The 16,869-nt window shown below is 69.6% G+C and carries 12 protein-coding genes; 8 read left to right on the top strand and 4 right to left on the bottom strand.

Annotation, left to right across the window (positions count from 1 at the left end; all coding sequences use genetic code 11):
- Position 1: 1 nt before the first annotated feature.
- Genes xdhC through ABDV78_RS13085 form a run of 4 tightly spaced genes read right to left on the bottom strand, consistent with a single transcriptional unit; the run spans position 2 to position 6,030 of the window.
- Positions 2-952, bottom strand: coding sequence for a xanthine dehydrogenase accessory protein XdhC (gene xdhC / locus ABDV78_RS13070; RefSeq protein WP_343527823.1), 951 nt, complete (start codon positions 950-952; stop codon positions 2-4).
- Positions 949-3,267, bottom strand: a complete 2,319-nt coding sequence (gene xdhB / locus ABDV78_RS13075) for a xanthine dehydrogenase molybdopterin binding subunit (protein WP_343527825.1) — start codon at positions 3,265-3,267, stop codon at positions 949-951. The genes xdhC and xdhB overlap by 4 nt, the downstream gene beginning before the upstream one ends.
- On the bottom strand, positions 3,267-4,670 hold the full coding sequence (xdhA, locus tag ABDV78_RS13080) for a xanthine dehydrogenase small subunit (protein WP_343527826.1): 1,404 nt from the start codon (positions 4,668-4,670) through the stop codon (positions 3,267-3,269). The genes xdhB and xdhA overlap by 1 nt, the downstream gene beginning before the upstream one ends.
- A gap of 4 nt (positions 4,671-4,674) precedes the next feature.
- Positions 4,675-6,030, bottom strand: a complete 1,356-nt coding sequence (locus tag ABDV78_RS13085) for an NCS2 family permease (protein WP_343527827.1) — start codon at positions 6,028-6,030, stop codon at positions 4,675-4,677.
- 268 nt (positions 6,031-6,298) lie between these two features.
- Between ABDV78_RS13085 and ABDV78_RS13090 the strand changes: the two genes are divergently transcribed.
- The 8 genes from ABDV78_RS13090 to puuE all read left to right on the top strand — a co-directional run bounded on the left by ABDV78_RS13090 (position 6,299) and on the right by puuE (position 16,866).
- Positions 6,299-7,849 carry an adenosine deaminase gene (locus tag ABDV78_RS13090; RefSeq protein ID WP_343527828.1) on the top strand — a complete coding sequence of 517 codons (1,551 nt, stop codon included), beginning with the start codon at positions 6,299-6,301 and terminating at the stop codon, positions 7,847-7,849.
- A gap of 179 nt (positions 7,850-8,028) precedes the next feature.
- Complete coding sequence (locus ABDV78_RS13095) at positions 8,029-10,371, top strand: TonB-dependent receptor (RefSeq protein WP_343527829.1); 2,343 nt, start codon at positions 8,029-8,031, stop codon at positions 10,369-10,371.
- Positions 10,372-10,398: 27 nt separating this feature from the next.
- The gene (locus ABDV78_RS13100) at positions 10,399-10,563 is read left to right on the top strand and encodes a hypothetical protein (protein ID WP_343527830.1); all 165 of its coding nucleotides are present in this window, start codon (positions 10,399-10,401) and stop codon (positions 10,561-10,563) included.
- Positions 10,560-11,918 carry an AtzE family amidohydrolase gene (locus ABDV78_RS13105; RefSeq protein ID WP_343527831.1) on the top strand — a complete coding sequence of 453 codons (1,359 nt, stop codon included), beginning with the start codon at positions 10,560-10,562 and terminating at the stop codon, positions 11,916-11,918. Before ABDV78_RS13100 ends, ABDV78_RS13105 begins: the two co-directional genes overlap by 4 nt.
- Positions 11,918-13,498: a gamma-glutamyltransferase gene (locus ABDV78_RS13110; protein ID WP_343527845.1), complete on the top strand. Its 1,581-nt coding sequence runs from the start codon at positions 11,918-11,920 to the stop codon at positions 13,496-13,498. The genes ABDV78_RS13105 and ABDV78_RS13110 overlap by 1 nt, the downstream gene beginning before the upstream one ends.
- Entirely contained in the window at positions 13,492-14,748 is a 1,257-nt protein-coding gene (locus ABDV78_RS13115; protein WP_343527832.1) for an allantoate amidohydrolase, read from the top strand. The genes ABDV78_RS13110 and ABDV78_RS13115 overlap by 7 nt, the downstream gene beginning before the upstream one ends.
- A 37-nt stretch (positions 14,749-14,785) precedes the next feature.
- The gene (locus ABDV78_RS13120) at positions 14,786-15,967 is read left to right on the top strand and encodes an alanine--glyoxylate aminotransferase family protein (protein ID WP_343527846.1); all 1,182 of its coding nucleotides are present in this window, start codon (positions 14,786-14,788) and stop codon (positions 15,965-15,967) included.
- Positions 15,964-16,866 (top strand): allantoinase PuuE, encoded by a 903-nt coding sequence (gene puuE / locus ABDV78_RS13125; protein WP_343527833.1) that lies wholly within the window; start codon positions 15,964-15,966, stop codon positions 16,864-16,866. The genes ABDV78_RS13120 and puuE overlap by 4 nt, the downstream gene beginning before the upstream one ends.
- Positions 16,867-16,869: the final 3 nt, after the last annotated feature.

Here is a 16,869-nt window from a genome sequence, read left to right on the forward strand (position 1 = left end):
GTCACTCGGCAATAACGGGGAGGGGGGCGGGGCTCCGGCCCAGCGCGAGAAGCTGGGCCAGGACCGACAGCGCGATCACTTCGGGTTCCTTGCCGGTGATCGCCGGCAGCCCGATGGGACAGGTCAGTCGGGTGCGGGCCTCGTCCGGCACGTCGTCGCGCGTCAGCCGGGCGAGAAACCGGGCGCGCTTGGTCGCCGAGCCGATCAGCCCGACAAAGGCCAGCGGCGGTCGCGTCAGTGCTGCCCGGGTGAGCTGATAGTCGAGCCCATGGTCATGCGTCAGGATCACCGCCGCGGCCTCGCTGGGCGCGTCGGCGAGACAAGCGGGCAGGCGATCCCCATCGACGATCGTCACGCCCTCCACGCCGTCCATCTCCGCCCGGCTGTCGAACCATGCGAGCCGCAGCGGCAGCCCGACCGCCTGACGCGCGATCGCCTGGCCGACATGACCGGCGCCGAACAGGTAAAGCGGCCGGTGCCACTGGCCGAGCCGTTCGGCCCAGCGCGCGCCGGCACCGGGACGTTCACCGCGTGCGGACAGCGGCGCGATCTCCGCGGTCGGATCGGTGGTGCGGGTGATGCCGGACGGGTGCAGCAGGGTCGTCAGCGTCGTGCCGCTCGCCGCCGCCGCGATCCAGTCCAGCGCATCGGGCTCGATCCGCTCGATCAACAGGCGCACGCGCCCGCCGCAGCATTGGCCGAGCAGGGGCCCGAGTGGATAATCCTGTATCCGCCAGGTGCCGGGCGGATGGGCGAGGATCGCGCGGGCTTGTTCGATCGCCTGATGTTCCAGCGCGCCGCCGCCGATCGTGTCGAACGAACTGGCTTCGGTCACCACCATCCGCGTGCCTGCCCCGCGCGGAGCCGATCCTTCGGTCGCCAGCACCGTGACCAGCGCGATGCGCTCGCCGGGCGTGGCGGCGCGCAGCCTGGTCATCCACAGGGCGTTCATGCGCGGTGGGCGGCGATCGCGCGCAGGATCGCCTCCGGCGTGGCGGGGGCGTCGAGCGGCGGAAAGGCGCGCCGCTCGGGCGCGGTGGCGGCCACCGCCTCGCCCAGTGCGGACAGGACGCACTGGGCCAGCATGAATGGCGGCTCGCCGACCGCTTTCGACCGATTGATGGTCGGCTCGACATTCTCCCCGTCCCACAGCGCGACCCGGAAACGACGCGGCCGGTCGGCGGCGGTCGGAATCTTGTAGGTCGCGGGCGAATGGGTCAGCAACCGGCCATCCTCGGCGAACACCAGTTCCTCGGTGGTCAGCCAGCCCTGGCCCTGCAGGAATCCGCCCTCGATCTGGCCGAGGTCGATCGCCGGATTGAGCGACCGGCCGACATCGTGGAGGATGTCGACGGCGAGGACACGGTGCTCGCCGGTCAGCGTGTCCACAACCACCTCGGCACAGGCGGCCCCATAGGCGAAATAGTAAAAGGGGCGACCGCGATGCGCGGCGCGGTCATAGGCGATGTCCGGTGTCGCATAGAAGCCGGTCGAGGACAGCGACACGCGCGCCAGATGCGCCTTGCGACACAGGGTGTTGAAGGGGATCGTCTCGGCACCGGCGACGACCCCGGCCGGGGTGAAGCGCACCGCCTCCGCCGCGCAGCCGCCGATCGACGCCGCCACGCCCGCCAGCCTTTCCCGGATCGTGCGTGCTGCCTCGAACGCCGCCATGCCGTTCAGGTCGGCGCCCGACGAGGCGGCGGTGGCGGAGGTGTTGGGCACCTTGTCGGTGCGCGTGGCGGTGATGCGCACCTGGGCCACCGGCACCGCGAACACGTCCGCGACGACTTGCGCGACCTTGATATAGAGGCCCTGGCCCATCTCGGTCCCGCCATGGTTCACCTGGATGCTGCCATCGGCATAAAGGTGCACCAGCGCGCCCGCTTGGTTGAGATGGGTGGTGGTGAAGCTGATCCCGAACTTCACCGGCGTCAGTGCGATGCCCTTCTTCAGGACGGTGTGGCGGGCGTTGAAGTCGCGGACGGCGGCGCGGCGCGCGTCATAATCGCTGTCGTCGCGCAACCGGGCGATCAGTGCGGGCGCGATATTGTCGGCGATCGTCATGCCATAGGGTGTGACGTCGCGTCCCGGCCCATAGAGATTGGTGATGCGCACCGCGAGCGGATCGCGGCCGAGCGCGGCGGCGATCACGTCGATCACCCGTTCGATCGCCAGCATCCCCTGCGGCCCGCCGAAACCGCGAAAGGCGGTGGCGGAGACGGTGTGGGTCTTCAGCCGTTCGGAGACGATCTCGATCGCGGGCAGCCAGTAGCAATTGTCCGCATGGAACATCGCGCGGTCGTTGATCGCAGGGGACAGGTCGACCGTCGCCCCGCACCGCGACGCCAGCGTCAGCGCGAGCCCGGTGATCCGGCCCTCATCATCGAAGCCCACATCATAAGCGATCTCGAAATCGTGACGCTTGCCGGTCAGCACCATGTCGTCGTCGCGGTCGCAGCAGAATTTGGCGGGCCGACCCGTCTTGGCGGCAACCAGCGCGGCGGCGGCGGCGAAGGGGGCCGCCTGCGTCTCCTTGCCGCCGAACGCGCCGCCCATGCGACGGACCTCGACCGTGACATCGGCGGAGCTGACGCCCAGCAGGTCGGCGACCAGATGCTGCACCTCGCTGGGATGCTGGGTCGAACTGGCGATATGGATCTGCCCATCCTCGCCGGGGCGGGCGAGCGCGACCTGCCCCTCCAGATAGAAATGATCCTGGCCGCCCATGGCGAACCGGCCGGAGCGGCGATGCGGGGCGGTGTCGAGCGCGGCGGCGGCATCGCCCCGCGCCATGCGCTGGGTCGGCTCGATCAGCGAGGCGGCGGCGCGGGCGTCCGCGACCGACAGCAGCGCGGGGCGGGGAGCATAGTCGATCTTGCCCAGCCGCGCCGCGCGTCGTGCCGCGCCCCGGCTGGTCGCCGCGACGAGGAAGACCGGCTGGCCGCGATACAGGACCTCGCCGTCCGCGAGCAGCCGGTCGTCATGCGCGACCGGGCTGACGTCATTATGTCCCGGTATGTCGGCCGCGGTGAAGACCGCCACGACCCCGGGTGCGGCGCGCACCGCCGACAGGTCGACCGCGACGATGTCGGCATGCGTCTCGGTCGCCTGGCCGAAGGCCAGGTGGAGCAGGTCGGCGGGTTCGGGCTCGTCGTCGACATAGCGGGCCGCGCCGGTGACATGCAGGACGGCACTGTCATGCGGCAGCGCGGGCTTGGCGATCGGCCTGGCCGCGGAGGGGAAGGGGGCGGGATGGTCGGCCATCAGAGCGTCTCCAGGACCGACACCGGCTCGCCCTGTTCCCGGTGCCAGAGCCGCCACAGCAGATTGCCCGCCGCCTCGTGCCGATAGGCGGCACTGCCGCGCACATCGCTCAAGGGATCGAAATCCTCGCGCAGCGCGGCGACGGCGCGGGCGATCGTCGCTTCGGAGAAGGGCGCGCCGGACAGTGCGGCTTCGCAGGCCGAAGCGCGGCGCGGCGTTGCCGCCATCCCGCCGAATGCCACTCGCGCTTCGGCGATGATGTCGTCCCGTAAAGTCAGGGCGAATGCACCACACACAGCGGAGATATCGCTGTCGAACCGGCGCGACAGCTTCGCCATATGGACGATCGCATCGGGCGCGGGGCGTGGGATATGGATGCGCTCGATAAACTCGCCGGGCGTCCGATCCTGGCGGCCATAGCCGAGAAAGTAATCCTCCAACGCCAAGGTCCGGCGCTGGTCGCCACGGCGCAGGATCAGTGACGCGCCCAGCGCGATCAGCGCGGGCGGCCCGTCACCGATCGGCGAGCCATTGGCGATGTTGCCGCCGATGGTGCCTGCATTGCGGACCTGCAGCCCGCCGATGCGCCGCACCAGTTCGCCCAGATCGGGATGCAGCCGCGTGAGCGCCTCATGCGCGTCCGCATAGCGCACCGCCGCGCCCAGCGTGATCCCGGTCGCATCCTCCTCGATCACGCGCAGTTCGGGCACGTCGCCGATGAAGACCGGCGTGTCGATGTCGCGCAGGCCCTTCGTCACCCACAGCCCGACATCGGTGGCCCCGGCGATCAGCCGCGCGTCCGGGCGCTCGACCAGCAGCGCGGCCAGTTCGTCGGCCGATCGCGGTGCGAACCAGCTCTTCTCCTCCGGCGCTGCCGCGGCGCGAAGATCGGCCAGCGCCGTGGCCAGTCGCCGGTCGTCGCGATCGATCCGCGACACCTCCTGCGCGGCGGACAGGATCGGGCCATAGCCGGTGCACCGGCACAGATTGCCCGCGAGCACGTCGGCGACCGGCAGCATGTGCCCCGACGCGCCCACCGCGCGGCCATAGAGCGACATGACGAAGCCAGGCGTGCAAAAGCCGCATTGCGAACTGCCATTGCGCGCCATGCACGACTGGAGCAGCGTCGGCGCACCGTCGCGCGACAGGCTCTCCACCGTCAGCACCGCCTTGCCGTCGATCATCGGCAGGAACAGGATACAGGCATTGACCGCGCGCCAGGCGATGCCCTCTCCGACGGGCTCGCCGACCAGCACGGTACAGGCGCCGCAATCGCCCTCCGCGCATCCCTCCTTGGTGCCGGTCCGGCGCAGGCGATAGCGGAGATGGTCGAGCAAGGTCGCGGTCGGAGCGGCATCGGCGATCTCCACGACCGCATCGTCGAGAAGGAAGCGGATCGTCATCGCGTCACGCCCCGCCCATCCATACGAAGCGGGCGATGAACAGGGCCGCGAGGACGAACAGGAACCAGTCGGCCCGGGTCGCCTGACCGCGCGTCGCCTTTAATATCGCATGCGCGGTGATGCCGAAGGCCAGCCCGTTGGCGATCGAGAAGGTCAGCGGGATCAGCGCGACGGTCAGGAAAGCCGGGATCGCCGACAGCGGATCGTCCCACTTCACCTCGACCAGCGGCAGCAGCATCAGCCCGCCGACGACGATCAGCGCGGGCGCGGTGGCGGCCAACGGCACCAGTTGCGCATAGGGGGCGACGAACATGGTCAGGAGGAACAGCAATCCGGTGACGATGGCGGTCAGGCCCGTGCGCCCGCCCGCCTGCACGCCCGCCGCGCTCTCGACATAGCTGGTGACGGTGCTGGTGCCCGCCACCGCGCCGACCATGGTCGCCACCGCATCGGCGAGAAGGATGCGGTTCAGCCGGGGAATGCGGCCGTTCGCGTCGATCAGCCCGGCCCGCTTGGTCACCGCGACCAGCGTGCCGATATTGTCGAACAGGTCGACGAACAGGAACACGAACAGGATTTCGAACAGGCCCAGTCCATGCTTCCCGCCCGCCCCGAACACGCCGGGCAGGTCGACGCGGAACGCGGTCTCGGTCAGCATGGTCAGGCTATAGGGTTCGGCCTTCATCGTGACCTGTCCCATCATCCACGCAATGGCGGTGGTGATGACGATCCCGATCAGCATCGCGCCGCGGACATTCCAGATGCTCAGCACCCCGATCAGCACCAGGCCGAGCAGCGCGAGCGCCGCACCGGGTTGGGTCAGCGGGCCGAGCGCGACCAGGGTGGCGGGGTTGGCGACGACGATCCCGGCATTCCTCAGCCCGATAAAGCCGATGAACAGGCCGATCCCGCCCGCCACCGCCGCGAACAGGTGCGGCGGAATGACTGAGACGATCAACTGTCGCACCCCGGTCAGGGTGAGGAGGAGGAAACAGAAGCCGGAGATCAGCACGCACCCGAGCGCGACCGGCCAGGCGATGCCCATCTGCTGCACGACGGTGAAGCTGAAATAGGCGTTCAGGCCCATGCCGGGCGCCAGCGCCAGCGGCACATTGGCGACCGTGCCCATCAGGATCGAGGCGAAGGCGGCGGCGAAGCAGGTCGCGGCGGCGACCGCCGCCACCGGCATCCCGGCCTGTCCCAGGATCGCGGGGTTGACCAGCACGATATAGGCCATGGTCAGGAAGGTCGTGGTGCCGGCCAGCACTTCGGTCCGAACAGAGGTGCCGCGCTCGGTCAGCAGGAAACGGCGTTCCAGCATGGTGGATGTCGGTCTTTCCTTCATTGCCGTGTCTGTCATGCTATCCCCCGCAAGCCGCCCTTTGCGGCCCTCATGCCACCAGCGACCCGACCGATCTACATCAATGAACGGCATAGATCGTTGCAAAAATGAGCGCACTTCCAGTCCCTCGCCTCTCATCGCGCATCGGTCGTCCGCCGTTCGGGCGCACGTTTTAAGGCAACGCGACGTGCCGGATATTGCGATGGGCGAGGCGGAAGACGGACCCTAGACAGTCGGTCAGGGGGCCTGCGCCACGATCGACAGGCATCATGAAGGGGGATAGCGAATGAACGCCCGTTGCAATGACGGACGCAGGTGCGCGCGCTCCGGCGCGGCGAGGATGATGCTGGTACTGGCGGCCGCGATGCTGGGCGGGGCGACGGCGCCCCGCGCGCCGATGACGCCCGAGGCCAGGACGGCGGCGTATCTGGACCGGATCGCGGACAGCCCGCCCCGGCTGCGTATCTTCCTGCAGGCCATGCCCAAGGGCGGCGACCTGCACAATCATGCCGGGGGTGCAATCTATGCCGAGGATATGCTCGGATGGGCGGCGGCGGACGGATTGTGCCTGTCGCGCGATCCGGTCGGCGTGGCGCCGGCACCCTGCGACGCGCCCGGCCGGGTCGCGGCGGCGGATCTGGTCCGCAACTATCCGCGCTACGCCGCCTTTGTCGACGCCTTCTCCACCCGTGGTTTCGAAGCCGGAACCGGCGATCCGCGCATATCCGGCTATGATCGCTTCTTTTCGACCTTCGATGCCTTTTGGCCGATCGCCGCGCGGCATGGCGGCAAGGTGATCGCCCTCGCGCGCCAGCAGGCGGCGGCCGATGGCGTTTCCTATGCCGAACTGAGCACGGGTTCGGCCGCGACGCAGCCGTTGCTGGCGAAGGTCGGGGATGGCGATGTGGGGGACCTGGCCGCGCTTTATGCCAGGATCGCACCCGACTTGCCCGGCGCAGTGCAGGCGACGCGGACGCAATATGACGCCTATGACGCGGAGATGGCGTCGATCGACGGTTGCGCCACGGCCAATCCGAAGCCCGCCTGCGCGACGGAAATCCGCTATCAATATGCCGCCATCCGCACCCGGCCGCCGGTGCAGGTGTTCACCGAACTCGCGCTGGGATTTGCGCTGGCGCAAGCCGATCCGCGCTTCGTCGCGGTCAATATCGTCGCGCCCGAACATGATCCGGTCGCGCTGCGTGACTATGCGCTCCACATGCGGATGCTGCGCTTCCTGAAGACGCGTTATCCCGCCGTTCCCCTGTCGCTGCACGCGGGCGAACTGACGCTGGGGCTCGTGCCGCCGCGCGACCTGGCCTTTCACATCCATGACGCGGTGGAGGTCGCGGGCGCGCGCCGGATCGGGCATGGTATCGACATTTCCTATGAAACCGATGCCCGCGCATTGCTCGCCCGCATGGCCCGCGAGCGGGTGGCGGTGGAGATCAACCTGACCAGCAATGCGGTGATCCTGGGCGTGAAGGGGCGCGACCATCCGCTGTCCCTCTATCGGCAGGAGGGGGTGCCGGTGGTGCTGTCGACCGATGACGAAGGCGTCTCGCGCAGCGACATGACCAATGAATATCTTCGCGGGGTGACCGAGCAGAAGCTGCGCTACCCCGATCTCAAGCAGATGGCGCGCGATTCGCTGCACTATTCCTTCCTGCCGGGGGAAAGCCTGTGGCAGGACCGTGCCGGTGGTCCGCGCGTCGCGGCCTGTCGCCTCCTCGACTCGGCCGCCTGCCGCGCCTTTGTCGCGACCCATGTGAAGGCGCGCCTGGAAGCGCGCCTCGAACACGACTTCGACAGGTTCGAACGGCAGACGTTCGACTGACTGCCCGGATGCGCCGAGTGAGCGAAAAATGCGCGCGCTTGGAGCGCAATATTGTGCTTCCGATACACAATTCGTCGCCGCTAACACAGCGTTCGAGAGCGGGCGGCGCCGCGCAGAACCATCCGGCGGATGACCGGAGAGCGTCGCCTCATGCCATGCGAAATCGCTTGTGGGGGCAAATGACGAACTGGACGAAATGGTCGCTCTTGTCGTGTGCGACGCTGCTCATCGAACCTTGCGCGGCCCAGGTCGCCACACCTGCCGACGCCCCGGTCGCGTCGGCGGATGGGGGGCAGGATGCGTATCTGCCCGACATCGTCGTCACCGCCGAAAAGCGCGAGGCGGGCCTGCAGGAGGTGCCGCAGGCGATCACCGCGCTGACCGGCGATGCGCTGGTCGCGAACAACATCAACACCTTCCAGGATCTGAGCGCGCTGGCCCCGGGCTTGACCGTCGGCAATGCCGAGGGGGAGCGCACGACGCTGTCCATCCGCGGCGTCGGGCAGGAGGCGAACCAGAATGACGTCGCCGCGCCGTCCGTCTCCTATCACCAGGACGGCGTCTATATCGTGTCGCCCTTCGCGCTGGGCGGCAACTTCCTGGATGTGGGGCGGGTCGAGGTGTTGCGCGGGCCGCAGGGCACGCTGTTCGGCCAGAACTCGACCGGCGGGGCGATCAACCTGGTCACCATCGCGCCCGCGCTCGACCGGACCGAGGGCTATGTCGATGCCGCCTATGGGTCGTTCGACTATCGCAACCTGCGATCGGCGGTGAACCTGCCCATCGGATCGACGATGGCGGTGCGCGCGACCGGAAGCTGGCTGAAGCAGGACGGTACCACGACGAACATCACCCTGGGACAGAAGCTGGACCAGCGCAACGACGCGGCCTGGCGGTTCCAGTTGCTGTGGAAACCGGCCGACAACTTCCATATCGACCTGACCGCGCAGCAATTCCGCAGTGATACCAACGGCCCCGCGCGCTTCGGCCTGCTCGATCCGACCCCGCGCCGCGACGCGGACGGCAACCGGCAGCTCGCGCAGGATTCGCCGTCGCACCTGTTCCTGCGCTCACAACTGTACAGCCTGGTGGCGACCTGGGACCTGCCGGGCTTCACGGTCAAGTATCTGGGCAGCCACCAGCGCGAGGATGTCCGCAAATACCGCGACAACGACTTTTCCGACGTGGCGCTGGTGGGGCCGCTGGCTGTCGAGCGCAGCTTCTACGAGCGGCAGGACCAGGCGCATCGCTCCTACACCTCCGAGCTGAACCTCGTGTCGCGCAAGCCCTTGTTCGGCAGCGTCGACTGGGTGCTCGGCGCCTTCTGGTTCCAGCAGAAGATCGAGGCGCATTCGTTCGAGCGGGTGGACCGCAACCGCAATGGGGTGTTCGATCCGTTCAATGCGGTCGCCAATAATGGCCTGCCGCCCGCCGGTGACATCGGTTTCCAGAGCGACTTCTTCCCCGAGCGCCGTTCCTTCTCCTTCTATGGGCAGGCAACATGGCATGCGACCGACCGGCTGCGGATGACCGGCGGGCTGCGCTATACCGACGACCGTGCGACCAACCGCAACTACAACTTCTTCACCCTGCCGACCGGGCGACCGACCGCGCTGATCACGTCGCAGGGGACGGCGGTGACCGGGCGCGCGGCGGTGGAATTGGACCTGGGCAGCCATCGCATGGCCTATGCCTCCTATACGCGCGGGTTCAAGCCGGGCGGCAACAACCTGACCTATGGCATTCCCGACGTGGCCGAGGATCTGGTGTTCCGCACCTTCCGCCCGGAACGCATCGACGCCTATGAGCTGGGGCTGAAGGCCGATTTCCTTGACGGGCGGCTGCGCACCAATCTGGCCGGGTTCGGCTATGACTATGCCGACCTGCAATATATGACCAGCGACCCGCGCAACCGGTCGAGCGGCGTGGCCAATATCCCGCGCAGCCGCATCCTGGGCGCGGAAGCCGAAGTGACCTTCGCTCCCAGCCGCGATCTGCGGTTCAACACCGGGCTCACCCTGCTCGACAGCAAGGTCAGCGGCCACACCCGCGCACTCGACAGCGTGAATGCGACGGCGGCGGAGCGGAACCTGGTGGTCAATCAGCGGATGAGCATCTTCGCGCCGGCGGTGACGCTCGCCCGCGCGGCGGTCATCGGCGACCTGTACGGCAACCAACTCGCCAAGACGCCCGCGTTCAGCGCCACGGCCGGGGTGAACTGGGACCATCAGTTCGGCGACGGGGTGCGCGGCTATGCCTCCGGCCTGTTCATCCGTCGCGGGGCGATGGAGGCGCGCGTCTTCAACAATCCCGCGATCGACCACATCCCCGGCTATAGCCAGGTCAACCTGACCGGCGGGGTGCGGTTCGGCGGCGGCTGGGACGTCAGCCTGAGCGCGCAGAACCTGTTCGACACCGACGGGATCAGCACGCGCTTCACCGACGTCTTCGGCGTCAACGCCACCTTCGACCAGCTTATCCCGCCGCGCACCGTCATCGGTCGCGTTCGGTACAGCTTCTGACGCGCCCAGCGATGGAGAGACGATAGCATGACCCAGGCGACGGAAGACGAACGCAACGCCGCCATTCTTCAGGCGGAACGCCTGGGGCTGCGCCTTCCGGCGGCGGTGCTGGACGGCGTCGTCGCCAACCAGCAGTTGCTGGCGCGGCATCATGCTGTCGTGCGCGAAGCCCTGGCGGAGACGGTGCAGTGAGCGGGCTGCCCGAAACCGCATGCGCCATCGCCGCCCAGGTTCGCGAAGGGCGGCTGTCCGCCCAGAAAGTCGCGATTGACACGCTCGACCGCATCGCGCGGCACGATGGCCTGAACGCGGCCACCTGGCTGTTGCGGCAGCGGGCGCTGGACGATGCGGCGCGGGTTGATGCGGCCGTCGCCGCCGGGCGCGATCCCGGCCCGCTCGCGGGTGTCCCCTTTGCGGTCAAGGACCTGTTCGATGTCGCAGGGGAGACGACGACCGCCGGTGCGCGGCACCGCGCCACCGCCCCGGCGGCCACCCGCGATGCCGAAGTGGTCGCGCGGCTCTGCGCGGCGGGGGCGGTGCTGGTTGCGACGACCAATATGGACGAGTTCGCCTATGGCTTCTCAACCGAGAATGCGCATTACGGCACCACCCGCAACCCGCACGATCCCGACCGGCTGGCGGGCGGTTCGTCGGGCGGGTCGGCGGCGCTGGTCGGGGCGGGACTGGTCCCCCTGGCGCTGGGATCGGATACCAATGGATCGATCCGCGTGCCCGCCAGCCTGTGCGGGATATTCGGGCTCCGGCCGACCTTCGGCGCGCTGTCGGTCGAGGGCGTCTATCCCTTTGTCGAGCGGCTCGACACGGTGGGATGCTTCACCCGGTCGCCGGAAGACCTGGCCATCGCCCATGCGGTGATGCTGGGCGAGGCGTTGCCGCCGGTCACGGGCGGACGACTGCGTGTCGCGGCACTGGGCGGCTGGTTCGCGGGGCGGGCCGATCCCGCCGTCCTTGCCGGGATCGACCGTATCGCGGCGCATCTGGAGGCGGGGTCGCCGGTCGTGCTGGGCTCCGCCGCGGCGGCGCGATCCGCCGGTTTCCTGCTGACCGGGGCCGAGGGCGGCCATCGCCATCTGCCCGCGCTGCGCCGCGACGCGATGGCGTTCGATCCGGCGACGCGCGACCGGTTGATCGCGGGTGCGCTTCAGCCGGTGGCTGCTGTGCACGACGCCGAAACGGTCGCCGCGCGGTTCGTGGCCGAGGTCACCGACGCACTGGCCGGGCATGACCTGTTGCTGGCCCCCGCGACGCCGATGCCCGCACCCCGGATCGATGCGACGACGATCGTTATCGACGGGCAGACGCTGTCCGCGCGCGCCGATCTAGGCCTGCATACCCAGCCGCTGAGCCTGGCGGGGGTGCCGATCCTGTCGGTGCCGCTTGCCCAGGCGGAGGGTGCGCTACCGATCGGCGTGCAGATGATCGCCGCGCCGGGGCGTGAGGCGCTGTTGTTTGACACGGCGGCGGCGCTGGTTGCGGCGGGGCTGGTAGCCTGTACGCCCGTTCCTGCTCTGGTGGAGGCGGCATGATGCGCGCGACCCCCCGTTGCTCACGCGGCATGGTCAGCGCGCCGCACCATCTGGCGGCGCAGGCCGGGCGCGACGTGCTGGCCGAGGGCGGGAGCGCGGTGGAGGCGGCGGTGGCGACCGCAGCCTGCCTCGCCGTCGTCTATCCGCACATGACCGGGATCGGTGGCGACGGCTTCTGGCTGGTCGCCGAGCCGGATGGACGGACCTGGGCGATCGACGGATGCGGCGCGGCCGCGATGGCGGCCGACCGCGCGCTGTACCGCGACCATGCGACCATTCCGTGGCGCGGCCCCTTGGCGGCGAACACGGTGGCGGGGACCGTCGCGGGGTGGCGGGCGGCCTTGGCGCAGAGCGGCGCGACCCTGCCGCTCGACCGGCTGTTGCGCGACGCCATCCACCACGCCCGGACCGGCGTGATCGTCACGGCGGGCGGGGCACAGGTCGCCGCCGTCGCGTCGCCCGCGCTCCGCGACCTGCCCGGTGCCTATGCGTCCATCTTCGAGCCCGAAGGCCGTCCGCTGGTCGAGGGGGACATGCTCCGTCAGCCCGCGCTGGCAGCGACGCTGGAGCGATTGGCGGGGGAGGGGCTGGACGGCTTCTATCGCGGCGCGCTGGCGCAGGCGATCGCCGAGGATCTCGCGCAGCTCGGCAGTCCGCTCGCGGCGTCCGACCTCGCCGCCTTCGACGCGCGGACTGTCGCGCCGCTGGAGGTGGGGATCACCGGCGCGCGCCTGTTCAACCTGCCGCCACCGACGCAAGGGGTAGCGTCGCTGCTGATCCTGTCGCTGTTCGACCGGCTGCGCGCGGCCGAGGCCGATGGGTTCGATCATGTCCACCGGCTGGTCGAGGCGACCAAGCAGGCGTTCCGCTGGCGCGACGCGCATGTCGGCGATCCGGCGACGATGACTCAGGATGCGCAGGCGTTGCTGGGCGACGGTGCCGCGCTCGATCGCATGGCGGGGGCGATCGACCTCGCCCGCGCCGCGCCATGGCCGCATCCCCCGGCGCTGGGCGACACCACCTGGTTCGGCGCGGCCGATGCGCGGGGGCAGGTCGTGAGCTGCATCCAGAGCACCTATTTCGAGTTCGGATCGGGCGTCGTGCTGCCGCAGACCGGCATCGTGTGGCAGAACCGGGGATGCTCCTTCGCGCTCGACGGCGATGGTCCCAACCGGCTGCGCCCGGGTGCGCGGCCGTTCCACACGCTGAACCCCGCGCTGGCGCGGTTCGACGATGGCCGCGTCATGGCTTACGGCACGATGGGCGGCGAGGGCCAGCCGCAGACCCAGGCGGCAATCTTCACCCGCCACGCGCTGTTCGGCCAGCCTTTGCAGGCGGCGGTGGATGCCCCGCGCTGGCTGCTCGGGCGGACCTGGGGCGATCAGAGCACGACGCTGAAGATCGAGGCGGGGTTCGATCCGGTGCTGTACGAACAATTGGAGGCAGCGGGCCATGCGGTCGAACGCGTGCCCGGTTGGTCGTCGATGATGGGCCATGCCGGGGCGATCCTGCGCCATCCCGGCGGCATGATCGAGGGCGCGGCCGATCCGCGCAGCGACGGGATGGTGGCGACATGGTAACGACAACCGCATCCGGCGCCCGCGCGGCGGCGCGCTGCCTCGAACTGTCGCGCGCGCCTTATAGCGACCGGCCCGACCGGCTGTTCCGAGGCTGGCTGACCCCCGCCTATCGCGCGACGATCGAACGCGTCGGCGCGTGGATGGAGGATGCGGGCATGACGGTGCGCCGCGACGCTGCCGTCAACCTGATCGGCCGCTACGAAGGCTTACGGCCCGACGCGCCCGCGCTGGTGATCGGCAGTCACCTCGACAGCGTGCGCGATGCCGGGGCCTATGACGGGCCGCTGGGCGTGATGCTGGGCATCGAATGCGTGGCCGCGCTTCATGCCGAGGGGCGCAGGCTGCCCTTCGCCATCGAGGTGATCGGGTTCGGCGACGAAGAGGGGTCGCGCTTCCCCGCCGCGATGCTGGGCAGCCGCGCGGTGGCGGGCACGCTGACGCCCGGCGCGGCCGACATGGCCGATGCGGCGGGGATCGGCGTCGATGCCGCGCTGCGCGCGTTCGGCAGCCACGCCGCCGCCCTCGCCACCGCGCGCCGCGCGCCTGGAACCATGCTCGCCTATCTGGAGGCGCATATCGAACAGGGCCCGGTGCTGGAGGCGGAGGGGCTGGCGCTGGGCGTGGTGACCGGCATCGCGGCGCAGCTCCGCCTTGAGGTGACGGTGAACGGTGTCGCGGGCCATGCCGGGACCGTCACCATGCCCCTGCGCCGCGACGCGCTGGCCGCCGCCGCGCGGATGGTGTCGGCGATCGAGGACATTGCGGTCGCCGCAGCGTCCGATCTGGTCGCGACGGTCGGGCGGGTCGAGGTCGCCCCCGGCGCGGCCAACGTGATCGCGGGCGAGGTGCGCTTCACCGTCGACATCCGCGCGGGCGCGACCGACCGCCGCGACCGCGCCGCCGCCGCGATCGGCGAGGTGATGAACGCGATCGCGCGCGACCGGGGCGTGACGCTGACCGTCGCGACGGTCCACGACCTGCCGCCTTGCCCGTGTGATCCGGGGTTGATGGACCTGCTCGACGCGGCGGTCGCCGCCACCGGACAGCCTTCGCGCCGGCTGATGTCGGGGGCGGGGCATGACGCGATGGCGATGGTCGCGCTGGGGCCGGTCGCGATGCTGTTCCTTCGCTGTGCCGGGGGGATCAGCCACAACCCGGCCGAACATGTCGATCCGGCCGACGCCGATGCCGCCTTTGCCGCAATGCGCGGCTTTATCGACCGATTGGGAGAAGACTATCGTGACGCCTGACCTTTTCGGCGAGATCGATCCGCCGCAGCGCCTGCTGATGGGACCGGGGCCGGTCAACGCCCATCCGCGCGTGCTGCGCGCGATGAGCGCCGACCTGCTCGGCCAGTTCGACCCGGAAATGACCGGCTATATGAACCAGGTGATGGCGCTCTACCGGCCGGTGTTCGGGACCGAGAACCACTGGACCTTCCTGATCGACGGCACCGCACGCGCGGCGATCGAGGCGTCTTTGGTGTCGCTGCTGGCGCCGGGGGACCGGTTGCTGGTCGTCGATTTCGGCCGCTTCGGGCTGTTGCTGCAGGAGATCGGCGAACGGATCGGTGCGCAGGTCGAGCGGCTGTCGGTGCCCTGGGGAGAGACCGTGCCGCTCGACGCCATCGCCGACGCGATCGAGCGGACCGCTCCGATGGTCGTCGCCTGCGTCCATGGCGACACCTCGACCACCATGGCGCAGCCGCTCGACGGGGTGGGGGCGCTGTGCAAGGCAGCGGGTGCCTATCTCTATGTCGATGCGACCGCGACGATCGGCGGGATGGAGATCGCCGCCGACCGCTGGGGCGCGGATATCGTCACCGGCGGCTTGCAGAAATGCCTGGGCGGTCCGTCGGGATCGGCTCCGATCACCATCTCGCCCCGCGCCGCCGAGCACATCCTGGGCCGCCGTCATGTCGAGAAGGGCATTCGTCGCGACGACCTGACCGATGCCGGCGGGGTGCGGATCGGCACCAACTATTTCGACCTCGCCATGATCATGGACTATTGGTCGGAGAAGCGGCTGAACCACCATACCGAAGCGACGACGATGCTCTACGGCGCGCGCGAATGCGCCCGTGTCGCGCTGGGCGAGGGGCTGGAGGCACGGTTCGCGCGCCATGCGGCGGCGGGCCGGGCGGTGGTGGCCGGGGCCCGCGCGCTGGGGCTGGAGGTGTTCGGCGACGATCGCTTCCGCATGACCAACGTCACCGGCATCGTCATCCCGCAAGGGGTGGACGGCGAGCGCGTGCGCGCCCGGATGCGCGAGGATTTCGAGATCGAGATCGGCACCGCCTTCGGCCCGCTCCAGGGCAAGGTCTGGCGCATCGGCGCGATGGGCTACAATGCGATGAAGCATAAGGTGCTGCTGACGTTGGCCGCGCTGGAGGCGGTGTTGCGGGCCGAGGGGATGACGCTGCCCTCCGGGGCCGGGGTCGATGCCGCGCTCGAAAGCTATGCCGTATGACCGGCCCGCGCGACCTGGTGGGATATGGCGCGTCACCGCCCGATCCCCGCTGGCCCGGCGGCGCGCGCGTCGCCGTCCAGTTCGTCGTCAATGTCGAGGAGGGCGCGGAGAATTGCGTCCTGAACGGCGATGCCGGGTCGGAGGCGTTCCTGTCGGAGATGGTCGGTGCGGCTAGCCATCCTGCCCGCGCGATGGCGATGGAAAGCCTGTACGAATATGGCGCGCGCGCGGGCTTCTGGCGGCTGCACCGGCTGTTCGCCGAGCGGCAGGTGCCGGTGACGGCGTTCGCGGTGGCGACCGCCATGGCCGCCAATCCGGCGGCGGTCGATGCGATGCTGTCCGCCAATTGGGAGATCGCCAGCCACGGCCTGCGCTGGATCGATTACCAATATGTCCCGCCCGAGGTGGAACGCGCGCATATCGCCGAGGCGATCGCGCTGCACACCCGCCTTGCCGGCACGCGACCGCTGGGCTGGTATCAGGGGCGCACCTCGCCCGCGACCGCCGCGCTGGTCGCCGCCGAGGGCGGGTTCGTCTATGACGCCGACAGCTATGCCGACGACCTGCCCTATTGGGATCGTCGCCATGCCGAGGCCAATGGCGGGCGGGCGCAGTTGATCGTGCCCTATACCCTCGACGCCAACGACATGAAGTTCGTCGCCTATAACGGCTTTGCCGATGGCGAGCCCTTTTTCCGCTATCTGCGCGACACCTTCGAGCAGTTGCGCCGCGAGGGCGGGCGGATGATGTCGGTGGGCTTGCACGGCCGCATCGCCGGTCGGCCCGGCCGCGCGGCGGCGCTCGCCCGCTTCGTCGACCATGTGGTGGCCAGCGGCGACGCATGGATCGCCCGCCGCATCGATATCGCACGACATTGGCAGCAGGAGCACCCGGCATGACGA

The sequence above is a fragment of the Sphingomonas sp. genome (assembly GCF_039594485.1).
In the GTDB taxonomy this organism is placed as follows: domain Bacteria; phylum Pseudomonadota; class Alphaproteobacteria; order Sphingomonadales; family Sphingomonadaceae; genus Sphingomonas.

Coding starts and splice junctions, on each gene's coding strand:
- xdhC (WP_343527823.1), bottom strand. CDS start 952: ATGAACGCCCTGTGGATGACCAGGCTGCGCGCCGCCACGCCCGGCGAG.
- xdhB (WP_343527825.1), bottom strand. CDS start 3,267: ATGGCCGACCATCCCGCCCCCTTCCCCTCCGCGGCCAGGCCGATCGCC.
- xdhA (WP_343527826.1), bottom strand. CDS start 4,670: ATGACGATCCGCTTCCTTCTCGACGATGCGGTCGTGGAGATCGCCGAT.
- ABDV78_RS13085 (WP_343527827.1), bottom strand. CDS start 6,030: ATGACAGACACGGCAATGAAGGAAAGACCGACATCCACCATGCTGGAA.
- ABDV78_RS13090 (WP_343527828.1), top strand. CDS start 6,299: ATGAACGCCCGTTGCAATGACGGACGCAGGTGCGCGCGCTCCGGCGCG.
- ABDV78_RS13095 (WP_343527829.1), top strand. CDS start 8,029: ATGACGAACTGGACGAAATGGTCGCTCTTGTCGTGTGCGACGCTGCTC.
- ABDV78_RS13100 (WP_343527830.1), top strand. CDS start 10,399: ATGACCCAGGCGACGGAAGACGAACGCAACGCCGCCATTCTTCAGGCG.
- ABDV78_RS13110 (WP_343527845.1), top strand. CDS start 11,918: ATGCGCGCGACCCCCCGTTGCTCACGCGGCATGGTCAGCGCGCCGCAC.
- ABDV78_RS13115 (WP_343527832.1), top strand. CDS start 13,492: ATGGTAACGACAACCGCATCCGGCGCCCGCGCGGCGGCGCGCTGCCTC.
- ABDV78_RS13120 (WP_343527846.1), top strand. CDS start 14,786: ATGGGACCGGGGCCGGTCAACGCCCATCCGCGCGTGCTGCGCGCGATG.
- puuE (WP_343527833.1), top strand. CDS start 15,964: ATGACCGGCCCGCGCGACCTGGTGGGATATGGCGCGTCACCGCCCGAT.